Here is a 19357-nt window from a genome sequence, read left to right as displayed (position 1 = left end):
CTTTTAGTCTTTATTTTTTTATAATTAATCTAATATAAGGATGTGATAGTGTGCATAATAAATATAATTATACGGCTTTTGATTATAGAGAAATTAAAGATTTTAAAGACTTATTAGTAGAGTTAAAAAAATATATTAAAAATAAAAATGAATTAGAACGTATTGAACAAGCTTATAAATATGCGTTTAAATGCCATTTTAATCAAACAAGAAAAAATGGTGATCCTTACATTTATCATCCACTATCTGCTGCTTATTATCTAGCTCAATGAAGAATGGGACCAAATACTATTATTGCTGGATTATTACACGATATTTTAGAAGATACACCTATTCAAAAAGAAGAATTAGTTCAATTATTTAATGAAGAAATTGCTAATTTAGTTGAATCTGTAACTAAAGTAAGTTTTTTTGCAAAAGAAAATCGTCAACAAATTAAATCTAAATATTTAAGAAAACTTTATTTATCAATGTCAAAAGATATTAGAGTAATTATTATTAAGATTGCTGATAGATTGCACAACATTTACACCATTAAAAACTTGCGTGAAGAAAAACAAAAAATCATTGCTCAAGAAACATTAGAAATTTATTCAGCAATTGCTCATAGAATTGGAATGAAAAGTGCTAAGTCTTTATTAGAAGACCGTTCATTTGAAATTTTAAATCCTCAAGAGTTTAAAAAAATCACTGATTTATTTAACAGTGACATGCAAAAACGACAACAAATTATTAATGAGATAATTATTAATCTTGAACAATATTTAAAAAAAGAAAAAAATATTAAAATCATTAGTATTTTTGGAAGACCTAAAACTATTTATTCAATTTATAGAAAAATGAATGTTTTAGGTAAGAATTTTGAAGAAATTTCTGATCTTCTAGCAATTAGAATTATTACAAAATCTATTGATGACTGTTATAAAATTTTGGGATTTATTCATCAAAAATATATTCCTTTAGCTGGTAAATTTAAAGATTATATAGCAACACCAAAAAATAATGTTTATCAATCATTACATACTACTTTAGCTGATTCAAATGGTAATATTTTTGAAGTTCAAATTAGAACTGAAGAAATGAATGAAATTGCTGAAACTGGAGCTGCTGCTCATTGAAGATATAAAGAAGGCGAAATTGTTGATATTGCTAAAAAGCAAAAAGAAATTGATGATAAAATCGATATTTTTAGCCGCATTTTAGATTTAGATAAATCTGAAGACCAACAATCATCAATTGAACAATCAATTAAAGATGATTTATTTACTGCTTCAATTTATGTTTTAACTCCAAATGGAGCTGTAATTACTTTGCCTTATGGATCAACTGTTTTAGATTTTGCTTATAGAATTCATACTGAAATTGGAGAAAAAACAATTGGTGCTAGAGTTAATGGAGTGTTTTTACCAATCAATACTGTTTTAAAATCTGGTGAAGTTGTTGAAGTTAAAACTTCTCCAAAACAAGAACCAACTCATGAATGATTAAAAATTGTAGTTACTTCAAATGCTAGAAACAGAATTAGAAAATATTTACAAAAGAAAATTAATGAAGAAACTTTAGATAAAAAAGATCAACAAAAAGAATTAATTAAAAAAGCTGAATCTAATATTAATGCTTATATTAATCAAAAAGATTGAAAATGAAAGAAAAAAACAGCTGATGAAATATTAGAAACAGTTAAAGCTATGAATTATAATTCATTAAATGATTTTTTATTAGATGTTGTAAAAGGTGAATATACAATTCATGAAGCTGCAGAAAAAGTATTTATTAAGCAAAATTATTCAAAAGATGATGAAGCTTATGCAAGTATTAAATCTAAAATCATTTATGATACAAGTATTAAAAATGATATTTTAGTTGATGGAATAACTAATATTAAAACTACTTTAGCTAGTTGTTGTATGCCAATACCATATGAAGAAGTAGTTGGATTTGTAACTAAAAATAATGGTATTAAAGTTCATTTAAAAGAATGTATAAATATTGATTGAGCTAATATGAAATCAAGATTAGTAGTTGTGCAATGAAATGAAGCTGTTGCTGAAAAAAATATGTATACTACTAAATTAAAATACTTTGGTATTGATAGAAACAAATTACTTTATGATATTAGTAAAATCATTTCAGGATTAAAAGTTTCAATTATTAATGCAAATATTTTTACTGATCAAAAATCATTATTATCAAGTGGTGAAATTACTGTTAAAATTAAAAACAGTAACCAATTAACTCAAACAATTTCAGCTTTAAGATCAATTCCTGGTATTAATGGAGTTGAAAGAAGTATTTCAAATCAAAAAATCAAATAATAAAAAAATCCTTGGAATTTTATAAATCCAAGGATTTTTATTAGTGTAAGTTTTTAGCTTCAATAAGTTTAACATTAATAATTTTAGTAATACCTTTAGTTTGCATTGTTACACCAAATAGTGAATCACATTGAGTCATTGTTCCTTCTCTATGAGTAACAATAATAAATTGAGTATTGTGTGAAAAATGTCTTACATATCTTGCAAATCTTTCAACGTTAACTGGATCTAAAGGAGCTTCAGCTTCATCTAAGATTACTAAAGGTAAAGGTCTTGCTTTTAAAATAGCAAATAATACTGATAAAGCAACTAGAGATTTTTCTCCTCCAGATAATAAGTTTAGATTTGTAATCTTTTTACCTGGTGGAAAAATTTTAATATCAATTCCAGTTTCTAAAATATTATCTGGATCTGTATAAATTAGTTCAGCATATCCTCCACCAAACATTTTAGAAAATACTTCAGGTAAAGCTTTATTTACATCTTCAATTATTTGTTTAAATTGAGATTCCATTGCAATATCGATATCTAAAATAATGCTTTCTAGTTTTTCTTTAGCATCATAAATATCTTTAATTTGTTGGTCATAATAATCAAAACGCTCTTTTTCATTTTTATATTCTTCAATAGCGTCCATATTAACATTACCAATGTTTTGAATATAAGTTGTAAGTTCTATAATTCTTTCTCTTGCTACTTGTTCATCTTCAATATCTTCAACTTCCATACTTAAAGCAGTTTCTTCTGTAATTTGATATCCATTTGATAAACGATCAATTATAGTAATTCTTCTTTGTAATAAAACATTATATTCAGTATTAATTGATCCTGCATGACTTTTTAGTTGATCTAATTCATCTCTTTTTAAACTATTAGCTGAATTCATTTCTCTTTGTTTTTCCATAGTTTGATTACGTTTAAATGAAATTGAATTAATTTCAATTTGAACTTCATCTCTTTGGATTTCAAGTTCTGAAATTTGTCTTGCTAAAGTGATTGATTCAGATTCATCAGATCTACTAAATACACCAGTAAATAAATCTTTTCCAGTTAAACTTTTATGTTCTTCTGATAATTCTTTTAAATTTTCAGTTCAATTATTTAAATTATTTTTAGCATTTCTAATTGTTCCATTTAAATCATTGATTTGATCTCTTAAATTATCATTTGCTGTTTTATATTCAGTTAGTTCTTTTGTTTTTGTGATTTCTTTTTGTTCTAATAATTCAACTTTAGTTTTTAATTCTTCTAATGTATTATCTTGATTTTGAGCATTTTGTTTTGCAAAAATATTAGCGTTTTTAGCAGAACCACCAACTATAGCTCCATGTGGTAAAATTCTTTGACCATCTAGTGAAACTATATTAAATCTAAAGTTAGTATTTTTTGCTAAATTAATAGCATCATCATAAGTTTGAACAACAATTATACTTGCTAAAGCGTATTCAACAGCTTTTGAAATAGTTTCTGAATATTCAACTAATTCATTTGCAAAACCAACAAAACCTTCACTTTTTTCTAAAATTTGTCTTTGAACAGGATTAATTAAATTAGGAGATAAAGTATTTAAAGGTAAAAAAGTTACTCTTCCTAAATTATTATTTTTCTTTAAAAATTCAATAGCTCTTTTAACATCTTGATCAGTTTTCATAACTAGTGAGTTCATATGACCACTAGCAGTTACTGAAATAGCAATTTGGTATTCTTCTTTTACACTAATAAGTGATTTTAAAACATCAACAACTCCACCAATTTGTTTTTGGTTGTTTAAAATAGCACTAACACCATCTTGATATGATTGTGCTGCTATTTTTTTACTATGTTCAATGCTTTCAATTTGAATATTAATTCTTGAAACATTTGCTCTTATAGTTTCAATTTCTCTATAAATTTCATTATATTTACTTGTATAATAATCGTATTTGTCTTTTAGTTCTAATAATGAATTTTCAGCTTTAGTTAATTTATCTTTTTCAGTTTTAATACTAATTTGCTTTTCTTCAAATTGTTTTTTTATTAGTGTAGCTTTGTATTCATCTTGATCTTTTGTGTTAAGATTTTCTTGTTCTTTTAATTCAGCTTTTTGTTTTCTTACTTTTAAATTAGCAATTTTTTCAACTAAAGTATTAAATTTAGCATTAAGTTCACCTAATTTTTGATTATCTTCAACATCTTTATCAATAATTAAATTAACTTCTTCTTGACTCATATTAATTTCGTTTGTTAACTTTTTAATTTGAGTTTCATATTCAATTTTTTCTACTCTTAGTTCTTCAATTCTATTAACTAAAACTTTTAAGTCTTTAGTTAAAATGTATAATTCAATGTTTTTTAATTCATTAACTTTTTGTTGATATTCTAAAGCTTTTTTTGATTGACGTTCTAGATTTGGTAATCTTCTTGAAATTTCTTTTGCAATATCTTCAAGTCTTGTTAAATTTTCAGTAGCTTTTTCTAATTTTAATAAAGTTTCTCTTTTTCTTTTTTTATACTTACTTACTCCAGCAGCATCATCAAAAATTTCTCTTTTAGTTTCTGGTTTAGATTCAGTAAAATTAGCAACTGTTCCTTGAGAAATAATAGCAATACTTGATCTAGTTAATCCAGCTTCTAAGGCTATACTTTGAACATCTTTTAATTTGCATTTAGTTGAATTAATAAAAAATTCACTTTCTCTTGTATTTTTATCAAACCTACGAGTAATTTCAACTACATCACTTTTAATTGATGAAAAGTTTTCATGAGTATTGTTAAAAACTAATGTTACTTCAGCAACATCAGCTGCTTTTTTTTCATTGTTTCCACTAAAAACAATGTCATCCATTTTACTTCCACGTAAAGTTTTAGTTGATTGCTCTCCTAAAGTTCATCTAATTGCATCAGTAATATTTGATTTTCCAGATCCATTTGGACCAACTACCCCAGTCATATCATAATTAAAATCCATTACTGTAAGATCGGCAAATGATTTGAACCCACTGGCTCTAATTTGCTTTAAAAATAACATTAATTAAATACTCCTTTTATATAACACATTTATATTATATTATTTTAAAAAATAACAAAATAAACTAGTGCTAAAAAACTCTATGCTTTTTAATAAAAATTATAAAAAATATGATTAAATCATCTATTGTTTATTCTAAATTCAAAATAAATTTTATAGTCTTTAAAATCACTTTATATTTAGTACTAAATAAAATAAAAATAGTGTTGAATAATTAAAAGTTAAACACTATTTTTTTTATTAACTTAGCTATGAAATTTGTGACCAGGATCTATTTTGGTTAACACGAAGTAACTATATTCATTAAAATAACCAAATAATCTAAATTGTTTTTCACCCTTACCTAAATGTATCTCTCTAACTTCAATGTTTTGGTCTATAACTCTACTTGTAAAAGGGTTAGTTTTTTTTCTCATATATAAATTTTCAATTTGAGAAATAGTCATTTTTTTATTAAATATATCATTTATGAAATTATGAAAATTTTTTAAAGCATCTGGATTTAAAGACTTAAAGTCAAAACCGTTATCTAATTTATGAACAATTGCTATTTTAAAGGAAAGATTATCTTTAATTAACTTGCGTTTAACTTCCACATTTAAATGTTTAGATAATATTTTTTTATTTTCTTTCAATATTAATCACCGTTATAAATGCTTCTGTAGTAACTTTTCATATCATTTGAATTAATAATATTATTAGAAGGTTGAAACTCAGGCAATCCTCTTCTTGCTTTTTTTCAAGGATCTTCAGAGTGTGACAAACATTCTAATTCGTATCCAGATTTTTCTCCATATGTTGTTCAAACAGCATCTAAAATATCTAGTGTTTTTTCATCAAATAGATCACTTTTTACAAAGTCTTTTTTAGGAATGTCATTTCACCCATAATCTTTATAAACTTCTCAAAGTTCTGGTGAAACAGGACCATGAATTCATGCTTGAAAGTTAGTATCGCTTAAAATACCATGATTGAGTAATGCTCAAGATCAAGCCTCAGCATAATATGTTAGTTTTTGTAGTTTCTTATGTGTCATACTTTCTTTTGATAAAAATCAATTAGTTACATCTTTATAACTATATTTTTTAATCATAAGCATCACTTCCCTTCATATTTTTTATTCATATTAGTATTAATATTTTACTATATTAAAATTTTTATTTTTGTATGTTGAAAGGCAATACAAGAATAACAAAAATAATTCATTAGTGCAACTATAAATTTATTGTGCTATAGTCCTGTGTATCATTTTTATTTTTAATCACCTGTATAAATACTTCTATAATAGTTTTTCATATCTTCAGGATCAATTAAGTTAGTTGATGGTTCTAATTCTTCTAATCCTTTTCTTGCATTTATTCAAGGTGTTTCAGAATGTGATATAACTTCTAATTCATATCCACTTATTTCACCATAAGTAGTTCAAACCGCATCTAAAAGTTCTAAAACATTTTTATCTAATTTGTAATCGTTAGATTCTTTTTTAGGAATTTCGTTTCATCCATAATCTTTATAGTCATTTCATAATTCAGGTGAAACTGGTCCGTGAATTCAAGCTTGAAATCTTGTATCATTTAAAATACCTTGATTAAACAATGCTAAAGCTCATGCTTCAGCATAATAAGTTAGTTTTTGAAGTTTTTTAGGTGTCATACTTTCTTTTGACAAAAATCAATCTGAAATGTCTTTATAACTGTATTTTGGTCTCATATTAACACCCTCTGATTTCTATATAAATTTTAGCATAATTATTTTACTGACTTAGTTTGTAAAAAGATACGACTAATGTACTTATAAAAACCTTCATCTATACACTTTAATTATAAAAATATAAGATATAAACAAAAAAAGAACTATAAAAGTTCTTTTAATTATATATTGGTTTTCTTAGTTTTGATAAACAATCACTAGCAGCATTTTGTTCAGCTTCTTGTTTTGAATAACCTTTTCCAATTCCGTATTTTTGACCATCTAAATTTACACTAACTGTATATAAAATTTTATTTTCATTTGTAAAAAATTCTTCTCTTTCAGTAATGTATTTTAGATCACTTCTTTTTTCTGATTGTAATAATTCTTGTAGTTCAGATTTAAAATCTTTTGTATCATTAATAAAATTAGAATCTTTTATATATTTAAATAAAGTTTGATCTAATCAATTTAATAATCCATCTTCTTTTTGATCTAAATAAACTGCAGCAGTTAAAGCTTCAAATACATCAGCTAAAATTGATGGTTTTTCATAGCCTTTAGTAATATATTCACCATGACCAAGTTTTATTATTTGACCTAAATTAATGTCTTTTGCAACTCTAGATAAAGTTTCTTCTCTAACAGTACTAGCTCTTAGTCTAGTTAATTCACCTTCACTTAATTTAGAATAATTTAAATATAAAAATCTTGAAACATACATTTGTAGAATTGCATCACCTAAAAATTCTAATCTTTGATAAGAATATTTTAGTTTATGTTCATTAGAATAAGAATTATGAGTTAATGCTTCACTATATAGTTTTTCGTTATTAATTTTTATGTTATATTTTTCAAAAAAGTTTTTAATACTCATGTTCTATTAATCCTTTTTCTATCTTTTTAACAATATCATTTTTAACAGCATCTAGAGTCATTCTTAAAGTTGCTTTAAATGATCTAACATCACTTGATCCATGAGATTTAAAACAAATTCCTTTAACTCCTAATAAAATAGCTCCAGCATGATTTTTATAATCAAATTTAGCAGCAACATTTTTAAATGATTTTTTTAAAACTAAAGCAGCTAATTTTCTTATAAATGAAGAAGTAATTTCTTTTTTAATTTCAGTTAATAAAACTTTAGCAGCTCCTTCACAAGCTTTTAAACAAATATTTCCACTATATCCATCAGTTACAATAATATCAACATTACCAGTTAATACATCTCTTGCTTCAACATTTCCAATAAAGTTTATATTTTTTAATTCTTCTAATTGTTTAAAAGTTTGTTTTTGTAATTCTAATCCTTTAGATTTTTCAGTTCCAATATTTAATAACCCAACTGTTGCATTTGGATTTTTTAAAACTTCTTTATAGTAAATGTTTGCCATTTTTGCATAATTAACTAAATCTTCAGGTGTGTTTTCACTATTAGCTCCAACATCTAATAATAAAGTTAATTTATTTTGAGCATTAGGCATAGTTGGCATAAATCCAGCACGAACAATATTATTTAACTCTCCTAAAATAAAATGAGCAGCACCAATAAAAGCAGCTGAATTTCCAGCAGTTAACATTCCATCAACTTTTTGATCTCTTACTAATTCTAAAGTTCTAATAATTGAAGCATCTTTTTTTCTTCTAATATCTAAAATTGATCCATTCATATCAATTACTTGAGTTGTTGGACAAATTTCATATTTTGACTGATCTATTGGATTTTGTTCTAAAGCTTGTTTAATTTCAGTTTCATTTCCAACTAAAACTAAAAATAAATCATCATGATCTTTTATAAATTCACTAGCTGCTTTTATAGCTGTTAAACTTCCTAAATCAGAACCCATTACATCAAAAGCTATTTTATACATAATTACTCCTTTAAAAAATCCCTATTCGGGATTAAATTATTCTATTGCTATTAATAAATAGTAAGTTTCTTGACCACCATCAACAATTTCATATTCAACATCATATCCTTCATCTAAGAATTTTCTTAGTTGAACTAAATCTTGTTCATTAGTTTCTTCACCAACAAAAATTGTAATAATTTCAGTTTTATTTTTAATATATTTTGATAATTGCTTATCAAAAATTGCTTCTAATGATTGTTCAGCACCAATAATGTTATTATCAACGATTGCTAATAAATTATCTTTTTGAATTTCAATACCATTAAAAGTAGTATTTTTTTCAGCTTTTGTAATATTAAATGAAACTACATTTTTAAATGATTTAGATAAATATGAATAGTTTTTTGAAGGAGTTAATGAAGGGTCAAAACTTAAAGCAGCAACCATTCCTTGTTGAATAGTTTTTGTTTGAATTACATAAATTTTTGATTTATTTTCTAATTTTTCAGCTTGTTTTGCAGTTAAATAAACATTTCCACTATTTGGTAATAAAAATACTGTTTTAGCATCAACTGTTTCTATTGCTTGTAAAAAGTCTTCAGTTGAAGGATTCATTTTTGATCCTGCATTAATTGCATAACTAATTCCTAGTTCATCTTCAAAATAACGTTTTTGTTTTTCACTAGAAACTACTGAAATAATAGCAGTATCATTAACTAGTTTTCTTTCAGTTTTAATTTCAGAATTTTCTTTTCATTTTTGATCAGAATTTTTTACTTGCTTATTAGCTTGTAAATTCATATTTTCAATTTTTAGAGTTCTAAAATCTCCATATTGTTGTAAGAATTGTAAAACTTGACCTGGTGAAAGTGAGTGAGTATGAACTTTTAAAATGTCATTATCAATAACAACAACTATAGAAGTATTTCCAAAGATTTGTAATTGATCTCTAATAACTGAATTTTGTAATTTATTAATTCAATCATCATTTAACATAACAATAGCTTCTGTACAATATCCAAATTCTTCTTCAATTTGCATATCAACATTTCCACCAGTATTAGATTCTAATTTATCTAATTTGTTAACAACTTGATCATTTGAAATATAATATTCAATTCCTTCTAAAAACTTAACTAATCCATAACCACCAGAATCAACAACTCCAACTTCTTTTAATAAAGGTAATAAGTTAGGAGTATTTTCTAAAGATTGATTAGCATTTTTTACTACTTGTTTTCAAAATTCTTTAATATCAGTATTATCATCAAGTTGATTAACTTGCTCACTAGTTTCTCTAATAACTGTTAAAATAGTTCCTTCAACAGGTTTCATAACTGCTTTATAAGCAATTTCACTAGCTTTACTAAATCCAGATTTTCATTCACTTACAGATAATTCTTTAGCATTATTCATACCAAGTGATAAACCTTTAATAATTTGACTAAAAATAACTCCTGAATTACCTCTAGCTCCCATTATTAATCCTCTAGAAAAAGCTGATAAGAATTTACCAATGCTTTCATATTCAACATCAATAACTTCGTTATAACCATTTGTAGCAGTAAGGTTCATATTTGTTCCAGTATCACCATCAGGAACTGGAAAGACATTTAATTTATCTATTTGTGGATAATGATTGTATAGATTATTAACTCCACTTGTGATCATGTTTTTTAATAATTCTAATTTTTTCATTTTACTCAGATCTTTCTTATATTTCTAGATTAAATCTTCAACAATTACATCGACTTTATGTTCTATATTGTTCTTAAAATTCTTTTCTAATTCATACTTAATACGAATTTGGATTTCTTTTAAAACATCTAAAATGTTAACCCCATAAAGTAAAATAACATGGATTTTAAAGTGTTGTATATTTTTATCTATTACAAATTCAATAGCTTTGTGAATGTCATTTGTAGATAGGTCATTTTTATTGTTTGTAGAAAAGTTAGCCAGACCTATTACACCAGGTACTGTAATAACGGCTTCTCTTATTGTTTGAACAACAAATTCATCAATATTACTCACGAAAAACACCTATCTTTCATCTTAAATATTTTAACATAAAAAAATGTAATTATTTGTTAACGAAATTAGCAAATAATATTTTATAAATAGTTAATTTATTGAATTTTAAAATAAATATAGTACTATTTAATAGTATGGTTATTTTTTTAGAATAAAGAGGTGAAGTTTATGGCAAGAAGAGATGCATTAACTGGTAAAAGTGCTTTATCAGGTCAATCAAGATCACACGCATTAAATGCAACTAAAAGAAAATGAAATTTAAATCTACAAAAAGTTAGAGTAATGGATGAAAATGGTAGTGTATTTAATATCAAAGTATCTGCTAGAACATTAAGAACTCTTAAAAAACAAGAAAAAATCGTTTAATAATAAAATAATAATAGTATGACATTTGTCATATTTTTTTTATATAATAATTTTATTACTAGCCCTTTTGGCGGAATTGGCAGACGCATTAGACTCAAAATCTAACGAAGAAATTCATATCGGTTCGACCCCGATAAAGGGCACCAATCGATTATCAAACTTGGATTATTCCAAGTTTTTTTATTTTATATTAATTAATATAAAATAATAGTGTGAATTGGTGTTATTATGAACTGAAGTATTAAAAAAGCTAATGATAAAAAACTAGTAGTTAAAAAAGATGAAAATGGTTCTTTTTTAAATTATAGTAAAGCAGTTAATCTAGCAATAAGAATGGCTAAAAAACAAAAAGCAATTCTTGAAGTTTTTAATGAAAATGATCGGTTAATTAAAACTTATAATTTTAATCAAACTTTAACTCAATCTGAACTAGTTGAAAAAATCTTAACTGAACTAAAATTAGCTTATGCTAAAAAAACAGTTGCTAGAATCGAACTTGAAAAACATCATAAAAAATATAAAAAAGCTATTAAAAGCAAAAATAGTTTAGAAATACAACAATTAAAACAACTTTATAATTTAGTTAAATTGAATTATAAAAACAAAAAAAGACAAATTAAATATATAAAATTTAGATATAAAATTGCAAAAAGAAATCTTAAAGATTGATAATTAAACTTATAAAATTAACTAAATAGTTAAAATAGTTCAATTTGTTATAATAACTAAATGGTTAATCTTTAAACTAGGAGTTTTTTAATGAAAAAATCAAAAAACAAAACTAATGACAAAACTAAAAGACGTTTTAAAGAAGTTTTTGTAAATAAAAAATCTTTATTCTTTTTAATTCTTGGAATGTTTTTTATTTTTTCAATTTGAATATGAACTATTGTTTCAATTAAATCTAATCTAATTAATATAGGTGGAAGCGCTAGTGCTGATTTAGTTTTACAAAAACTAATTAATGAGTATCAAAAGCAAACTAATAAAAAATTTAATTATTCTTCAACTGGTTCTGGAGCTGGTGCTAGAAATGTTATTAATCAAACTTATAGTATTGGGTTTATTTCAAAATCTCAAAATGATTTATCAATTCCAGATGAAATTAGAAATAATTTATATGATGATTCAACTGATTTTAAAAAAATTAAAGATAATAGTTCAAAACAACAAGTTTTTAATAATTTAAAAAAAATAAAAGATAAATATCATTATATTGATTTTGTAAAAGATTCAATTATATTTGTTTATAATATCAAAAATACTGGTTTAACTAATGATCAAATTGATCAAATTAAATTTAATGTTTCAAATAATAAAATAAGTGATGATTCTCAAAAAGCATTACATAAAATTTATACAAACAATGAACAATCAAAATTAGTTAGTTGAAAAGAATTTTATAAATTACTAACAAATAAAGAAGAAAAAAATATAAGTAGTCAAACTAAAATAAGACCTTATTCAACAAACAGTGGTTCAGGAACTAGAAGTTCATTTGAAAAAATTTCAGGACTAAAAGATAAAAAACAAAAAATAGGTCAAGCTGTTAATGAATATAATTCAAATGGTGCTATTTTTACTCAACTTAATGCATCAGATGGAGCTTTTGGATTTGTTTCGATGCAATATGCTCAAGACTTAAAAAAATTTCCTAATTTAAGATCTGTTATTATTAATCAAAATAATCAAGAATGAAATTTAAATAAAAAGACAAATAATTTGTTAACTTATCCATTAAGTAGACCATTTGTTGCTTTATATAAATTAACAGATAATCAAAATCTAAATAATGATATTTTAGATTTTGTTTATTGATTTAGTTTTTCAAATGATCAAAAAGTTAAAAAAATTTATGATCATTTAGGTTTAATTAGAAATCATTTTAATTAAATATATGAAATGTTTTAGAAAAAATAAGTAGGTATAGTTTATGTTGTTTAAAAAAATAACAAATGATATACAGTTTCGAATAATTAAACAAAAAAAAGAAACTAGTTATGTTTGTTTAAAATCTATTATTATTACATTAACTATTTTTGTTTTACTTGCCCTAGTTGTTTTACTAGGTTTTGTAATGATTAAAACTAATGTTTTATTTAATAAACAGTCATTTTTTGAATTTGTTTTTGGTAAAGATTGAAGTCCTGATTCTCAAAAATTTGGAATTCTAACTATAACATTGATGACACTTATTTTAATTTTTATTTCAATGTTAATTGCTGTACCTTTAACAATTTTTACAAGCTTTTTTATTTCAGAATATCTTACATTAAAAGCTCAAAAAATTACAATTACAATTATTAAATTACTAGCAGGTATTCCATCAGTTGTTTTTGGGTTATTTGCAAGAGAACAAATTGGAGCTTTATTTAAATTAATGGGTGCTTCAAGTAATGATAATTTAATGGTGGCATCACTGACAATGGCTTTTATGGCAATACCAATTATGATTAGTTTAAGTTATGATGCTATTAAATCAGTACCTTACATTTATAGAGATGCTTCATTAGCTTTAGGAATTTCAAAAGAAAAAACTACATTTAATATTATTAGAAAATCAGCAACACCAAAAATTATTTCAGCAGTAATTTTAGGAATGGCTAGAGTAATTGGTGAAACTATGGCAATTATGATGATTGCTGGTAATTCAACTGCTTGATTTGATACAAATAATGGAATTTCAGGCTTTTTATTTTCATCAATTAGAACTTTATCTTCAACTATTGGATTAGAAATGCTTGAAAATAGTAGTAGTTTACATGAATCAGCACTTTATGCAATTGGAATGTTTTTATTTATATTAGTATTTATTATTAATATTTCTATTTTATTTGTTTCTAATAAAGCTACTATTTCTCAAAAACTACATTTAGTTTTATTTAAAAATAAAAAAACTTATAAAATTAAACACATTCAAATTTATCAAAAAGAAACACTGGATCAAATTATTACAAATAGAACTGAAGACAAATTATTTAAAAAGATTTATTCATTAATAATGTTAGTTTTAATGTGATTATCTATTAGTTTTGTAATTATGTTTACTTTTTGAATAGTTTTTACAACTTTATTTAATGGATTATCTAGTTTAAAATACAGCCAAGCATTTTTAAGTATTGAAGGTGAAGATGGAATCTTTGCTGCTATTCTTACTACTTTATTATTAATTTTAGGTACATTATTATTTGCAATTCCTTTAGCTTTAGCTTGTGCAATTTATTTATCTGAATTTGCTAATAAAAACTCTTGATTAGCTAAATTCTTTAGATTTTTATTAAATTTAACTGCTTCAACTCCTTCAATTATTTTTGGGATTTTTGGTTTATCAGTATTTATTATTTATTTAAAACTACCATTTTCTATACTTTCAGCTTCTATTACAATGACAATTGTAGTTTTACCTATGTTAATTAAAAACTTTGAAGATGCTTTAACTTCAGTTCCTTTATCATACAGAGAAGCAGCAATTGCTTTAGGTTTAAGTAAAACTAAAACTTTATTTAAAATAGTTTTACCAAATGCTTTGCAAGCAATTATTACTGGAACGATTTTAGCAATGGCAAGAATTATAGGTGAATCAGCTCCAATTTATTTAACATTAGGAACAGCTATAAAATATCCAGATAGAGGATTTTTATCATCAGGTTCAACTCTTACAACTGGAATATATAAAATAGCTAGTGAATCAGCTCCAGGACAAGGTAATGATATAGCTTGATTAATGTCATTAATTACAATTATTTTTGTTCTAACTTTAAATTTATCAAGTTCTAAACTTTCATCACTTTTAGTTAAAACTAATAAAAAAGTTAAATCTGAATTTAAAATAATTTATAAAAAATTTATTAGTAAGCAATTTTATAAATCTAATATCCAATCATTTAAATCTAATTTCATACAGTTTATAAAAAGTTTAAAAAGATATCTTAATTTAATAAACTTATTTAAAGAAATTAAAAAAACTATTAAGTATAAAAAAGAATATAAAAAACTTAAAAAAAGAGATCAAAACTATGAATAACGAACAATTAATAACTAATATAAAACCTAAAAAAGAACCTTTAAAAACTGCTATTGAAATTAAAGATTTTAACTTTTTTTATAACAAAGGAAAAACTCAGTCTTTATTTAACATTAATATGGAAATAAAAGAAAAATCAATCACTACTTTTATAGGTCCTTCTGGTTGTGGTAAAACTACTTTATTAAAATCTATTAATCGGTTAAATGATCTAATTGATGGAGTAAAAATGTCTGGTGTTATTAAAATATTTGATAAAGACATTTTTGATAAAGACATAGATATTACTAAATTAAGAACTGAAGTTGGAATGGTATTTCAAAAACCAAATCCTTTTCCAATTTCTATTTATGATAATGTTGTTTATGGATTAAGATCACAAGGAATTAAAGATAAAAAAATTCTAGATCAAATTTGTGAAGAATCACTAGTTAAAGCAGCTTTATGAGACGAAGTTAAAGATATTTTAACAGCTCCAGCTTTAGGATTATCTGGTGGTCAACAACAAAGATTATGTATAGCTAGAGCAATAGCTATGAAACCAAAAATTTTATTAATGGATGAACCAACTAGTGCACTAGATCCAATAGCAACTTTAAAAGTTGAAGAGTTAGTTTTAGATCTAAAAAAAGATTATACTATTGTTATGGTAACTCACTCTTTACAACAAGCTACAAGAATAAGTGATTATACTGGCTATTTTTTAAAAGGTGAGTTAGTAGAATTTAATAAAACTAAAAAAATCTTTACAAATCCAAAAGATAGAAGAACTGAAAATTATATATCAGGTAGATATGAATAGGAAATGATATGTCAAGTAATAAAATATTAGATCGCGATCTTGATCAATTAAGATCACTTATTGAAAATATGATTGAAGAAACTAAAATTCAATATGCAAATAGTTATCAAGTAATTAAAGAAGAAAATAAATTATTTGATGCTCAAAGAGTAGTTGAACACGACAAAATTATTAATGATATGCAAAACGAATTTACTTCAATTGCTTTATGAAAAATTTCAAAACAAAAACTAGTTGCAAAAGATTTAAGACTAGCAATTGGTGGAATTTTAATCACTAGAGAAATTGAAAGAATTGCTGATTATTCAAAAGCTATTTCTAAATTTTTTATCTACTATAAACCAAATCAAAAACATCTTTTAATGATTAGTGAATTATATGAACTAGTTGTTGAAATGCTAGATATTTTTTCAGATATCTTTAGTCATTTAAAAGAAGATAAAGAACAAGAAGTTTTAAATTTAGAAGAAAAAATTAATCAAAAATTCAGATCATTTTATGATCAGCTAATTGATGATATTAGACAAAAAACTACAAAAGCAGAAGCTGAAGAAATTGCTGCTGTTTTAAAACAAATGTTTAATTTAGAAAGAGCTGGAGATCATTTATTAAATGTTCAAGAAATTATTAATTTTATAAAAACAAGTAAATTTATAGAAAAAAGCGAAAAAATAAATAAGTAGACATATTAGATATTAATTAATAATAGATTATAAAATTAAGTTGACTAGTTTTTAAAAGGAGAATATTATGGGTTTTTGAGCTAAATTAAAAGAAAAACTAACTAAAAAAACAAACCAAGTAGATCAAGATGAACCTATTTTACAACAAGATGAACAGACTGAAGAACCAGTTGAACAAATAAAAGAAGAACAAAAATTAGATCCTGTTAAACAATCTGAAAAAAAAGATCAAGTTGTAAAACAAGAAAATAAAGAAGAAAAAAAAGTAAAAAAAACAAAAACTAGTGAAACTGAAACTAAAAAACAAGCAAAAGAAACTCTAAAAGAAAAAAAGAAAAGAGAAAAACAAAAAGAAAAAGATAAAAAAGTTGAAAAAGCGATGCTTAAATCAGCTTTTAGTTTTTCTAAAGATATTAAAAAACTTTCTAAAAAATACAAACAAGCAGATGATGAGTTTTTTGAAGAACTTGAAGATGTTTTAATTCAAACTGATATGGGTATGAAAATGGTTTTAAAAGTTTCTAATTTAGTTAGAAAAAAAACGAAAAAAGATACTTCTTTTGAAAACGTTAAAGATGCTTTAGTTGAAGCTTTGTATCAAGCTTATACTGATAATGATTGAACTAATAAAAAATACAAAATCGATTTTAAAGAAAATAGATTAAATATTTTTATGTTAGTTGGAGTTAATGGAACAGGTAAAACTACTTCATTAGCAAAAATGGCTAATTATTATGCTGAATTAGGATATAAAGTATTAATTGCTGCTGCTGATACTTTTAGAGCTGGAGCAACTCAACAACTTGAAGAATGAATTAAAACAAGATTAAATAATAAAGTAGATTTAATTAAAGCTAATAAATTAAATGCTGATCCTGCTAGTGTTGTTTTTGATGCAATAAAAAAAGCAAAAGAAGAAAAATATGATCTATTATTAATTGATACAGCTGGTAGATTACAAAATAAAACAAATTTAATGGCTGAATTAGAAAAAATGAATAAAATTATTCAACAAGTTGAAAAAAATGCCCCACATGAAGTTTTACTAGTAATTGATGCAACAACAGGACAAAACGGAGTAATTCAAGCTGAAGAATTTTCAAAAGTTGCTGATGTTAGTGGAATTATTTTAACTAAAATGGATTCAACAAGTAAGGGTGGTATTGGTTTAGCTATTAAAGAATTATTAAATATTCCAATTAAAATGATTGGAGTTGGAGAAAAAGTTGACGATCTTTTAGCATTTGATATTGATCAATATATTGTTCATTTATCTTCTGGATTTATGCAAGGTGATGATAGTGAAAACTAGTTTAGTAGAAAAAACATTAGAATTATCTGAATTATTTAAAATTTATAAAGAACTATTAACTGATAAACAAAAAGAATATTTTGAATTATATATTGATGAAGATTTATCATTATCTGAAATTGCTGAAGAATTTAATATTTCAAAAACAGCAGTTTATGATTCAATTTCAAAAACCAGTAAATTATTATTTAATTTAGAAAAAAAACTACACTTAAAACAAAAAGAAGAAAAACTAATATTTATAATTAATCAATTAGAAGAAAATCAATTAGATCAAAAACAATTAATAAATAGTTTAAAGGAGGTGATTTGATGAAAGTCTTAATGATTGGTGATGTTTATGCAAAACCCGGAAGAGAGATGCTAGAAAAACATTTAAAAAACATTATTAATGAAAATCAAATTGATTTTGTTGTTGTTAATGGTGAAAACACAACTCATGGAAAATCTATTTCTAAAGCTCATTATAATTTTTATAAAGAATTAAATGTTGATGTTATTACTAGTGGTAATCATATTTTTAAAAATGAAGAGGTTTTAGAATATATTAAAACAACTAATGATTTATTAAAACCATTAAATATGAGTAAACATACTCCAGGTAATGGATATGTTATTGTTAAAAAAAACGAAAAGAAAATCGCTGTAGTTAGTTTAATGGGTCAAAGCTTTATGGATACAGTTAATAATCCATATGATGCATTAGATGAATTTTTAGAACATAATACAGATTTTGATATTTTATTAGTAGATTTTCATGCTGAAAGTACTGCTGAAAAAATTGCTTTTGCTTTTAATTATGATGGAATTATTACAGCCATGGTTGGTACTCATACTCATGTAATGACAGCTGATGAAAGATTATTACCAAATAAAACGGCTTTTATTTCAGATATTGGAATGACTGGAGTAATTGATTCAATTATTGGAGTTGAACCAAGTGATGTTATTAAAAGAGCAAAAACAGGTTTACCAGTTAAATTTAATGTTGCAAATGGTAAATGTTGATTAAATGCTGTAATTATAGAAATTGATGATAAATCAAATAAAGCAACAAGTATTAATAGAATAACTATTAAAGATTAATAGTGTGTTACAATAATAAAGATTAAAATCAAAAAAGATTAAAAAACTAAATAATATCTTATTAAGAACCACGGAGAGATAAAACTTGATGAAGTGGTAGCAACCTTTTAGGTTAGGTGCTTAAATAAGGGCTTTTTGCTAACAATGAGATTGTCTTAAACCATGACAATTTTATTGTTATGGTTT

18 protein-coding genes, 1 tRNA gene and 1 riboswitch are annotated in these 19357 nt (G+C 24.1%); of the genes, 11 read left to right on the top strand and 8 right to left on the bottom strand.

Annotated features, from left to right (window positions below; translation table 4 throughout):
• The first annotated feature begins 50 nt into the window (after positions 1-50).
• Entirely contained in the window at positions 51-2315 is a 2265-nt protein-coding gene (locus tag D500_RS02440; RefSeq protein ID WP_008363946.1) for a RelA/SpoT family protein, read from the top strand.
• A 40-nt stretch (positions 2316-2355) separates the two neighbouring features.
• Here the strand turns inward: D500_RS02440 and D500_RS02435 are convergent, their stop codons facing one another.
• The 8 genes from D500_RS02435 to D500_RS02400 form a co-directional block, all read right to left on the bottom strand.
• Positions 2356-5322, bottom strand: a complete 2967-nt coding sequence (locus tag D500_RS02435; RefSeq protein ID WP_008363947.1) for a chromosome segregation protein SMC — start codon at positions 5320-5322, stop codon at positions 2356-2358.
• Positions 5323-5567: 245 nt separating this feature from the next.
• Positions 5568-5957, bottom strand: a complete 390-nt coding sequence (locus tag D500_RS02430) for an MAG6450 family protein (protein ID WP_040538495.1) — start codon at positions 5955-5957, stop codon at positions 5568-5570.
• 2 nt (positions 5958-5959) lie between these two features.
• Positions 5960-6415, bottom strand: a complete 456-nt coding sequence (locus D500_RS02425; protein WP_008363949.1) for a Panacea domain-containing protein — start codon at positions 6413-6415, stop codon at positions 5960-5962.
• A 164-nt stretch (positions 6416-6579) separates the two neighbouring features.
• Positions 6580-7032, bottom strand: a complete 453-nt coding sequence (locus D500_RS02420; RefSeq protein WP_008363951.1) for a Panacea domain-containing protein — start codon at positions 7030-7032, stop codon at positions 6580-6582.
• Positions 7033-7189: 157 nt separating this feature from the next.
• Entirely contained in the window at positions 7190-7888 is a 699-nt protein-coding gene (gene rnc, locus D500_RS02415; protein ID WP_008363954.1) for a ribonuclease III, read from the bottom strand.
• Complete coding sequence (gene plsX, locus D500_RS02410; protein ID WP_008363956.1) at positions 7878-8882, bottom strand: phosphate acyltransferase PlsX; 1005 nt, start codon at positions 8880-8882, stop codon at positions 7878-7880. The genes rnc and plsX overlap by 11 nt, the downstream gene beginning before the upstream one ends.
• A gap of 36 nt (positions 8883-8918) precedes the next feature.
• Positions 8919-10562, bottom strand: coding sequence for a DAK2 domain-containing protein (locus D500_RS02405; protein ID WP_008363958.1), 1644 nt, complete (start codon positions 10560-10562; stop codon positions 8919-8921).
• A gap of 24 nt (positions 10563-10586) precedes the next feature.
• The gene (locus tag D500_RS02400) at positions 10587-10898 is read right to left on the bottom strand and encodes an Asp23/Gls24 family envelope stress response protein (RefSeq protein ID WP_008363960.1); all 312 of its coding nucleotides are present in this window, start codon (positions 10896-10898) and stop codon (positions 10587-10589) included.
• 168 nt (positions 10899-11066) lie between these two features.
• Between D500_RS02400 and rpmB the strand changes: the two genes are divergently transcribed.
• From rpmB to D500_RS02350, 10 genes are all read left to right on the top strand, one after another.
• On the top strand, positions 11067-11264 hold the full coding sequence (rpmB, locus tag D500_RS02395) for a 50S ribosomal protein L28 (protein WP_008363963.1): 198 nt from the start codon (positions 11067-11069) through the stop codon (positions 11262-11264).
• 61 nt (positions 11265-11325) lie between these two features.
• Positions 11326-11410 (top strand) — tRNA-Leu (locus D500_RS02390).
• 82 nt (positions 11411-11492) lie between these two features.
• Entirely contained in the window at positions 11493-11936 is a 444-nt protein-coding gene (locus tag D500_RS02385; protein WP_008363965.1) for a hypothetical protein, read from the top strand.
• A gap of 87 nt (positions 11937-12023) precedes the next feature.
• Positions 12024-13157 (top strand): phosphate ABC transporter substrate-binding protein, encoded by a 1134-nt coding sequence (gene ptsS, locus D500_RS02380; protein ID WP_008363967.1) that lies wholly within the window; start codon positions 12024-12026, stop codon positions 13155-13157.
• A gap of 40 nt (positions 13158-13197) precedes the next feature.
• Positions 13198-15288, top strand: a complete 2091-nt coding sequence (gene pstA, locus D500_RS02375) for a phosphate ABC transporter permease PstA (protein ID WP_008363969.1) — start codon at positions 13198-13200, stop codon at positions 15286-15288.
• Positions 15281-16090 carry a phosphate ABC transporter ATP-binding protein PstB gene (pstB, locus tag D500_RS02370; protein ID WP_008363970.1) on the top strand — a complete coding sequence of 270 codons (810 nt, stop codon included), beginning with the start codon at positions 15281-15283 and terminating at the stop codon, positions 16088-16090. Before pstA ends, pstB begins: the two co-directional genes overlap by 8 nt.
• 8 nt (positions 16091-16098) lie before the next feature.
• Positions 16099-16773 carry a phosphate signaling complex protein PhoU gene (gene phoU, locus D500_RS02365; protein ID WP_008363972.1) on the top strand — a complete coding sequence of 225 codons (675 nt, stop codon included), beginning with the start codon at positions 16099-16101 and terminating at the stop codon, positions 16771-16773.
• 67 nt (positions 16774-16840) lie between these two features.
• Complete coding sequence (ftsY, locus tag D500_RS02360; RefSeq protein WP_008363974.1) at positions 16841-18085, top strand: signal recognition particle-docking protein FtsY; 1245 nt, start codon at positions 16841-16843, stop codon at positions 18083-18085.
• Entirely contained in the window at positions 18075-18410 is a 336-nt protein-coding gene (locus D500_RS02355; RefSeq protein ID WP_008363976.1) for a putative DNA-binding protein, read from the top strand. Before ftsY ends, D500_RS02355 begins: the two co-directional genes overlap by 11 nt.
• A complete protein-coding gene (locus D500_RS02350) occupies positions 18398-19171 on the top strand; it encodes a TIGR00282 family metallophosphoesterase (protein ID WP_008363979.1) in 774 nt (257 codons plus the stop codon). Before D500_RS02355 ends, D500_RS02350 begins: the two co-directional genes overlap by 13 nt.
• Before the next feature lie 55 nt (positions 19172-19226).
• A riboswitch (SAM riboswitch) is annotated at positions 19227-19322 on the top strand.
• Positions 19323-19357 lie beyond the last annotated feature (35 nt).

It is taken from the genome of Mycoplasma feriruminatoris, assembly GCF_000327395.2.
Lineage (GTDB): Bacteria > Bacillota_I > Bacilli_A > Mycoplasmatales > Mycoplasmataceae > Mycoplasma > Mycoplasma feriruminatoris.
The sequence above is the reverse complement of the archived record's forward strand: the minus strand, read 5'-3'. Positions and strand labels throughout refer to the sequence as shown.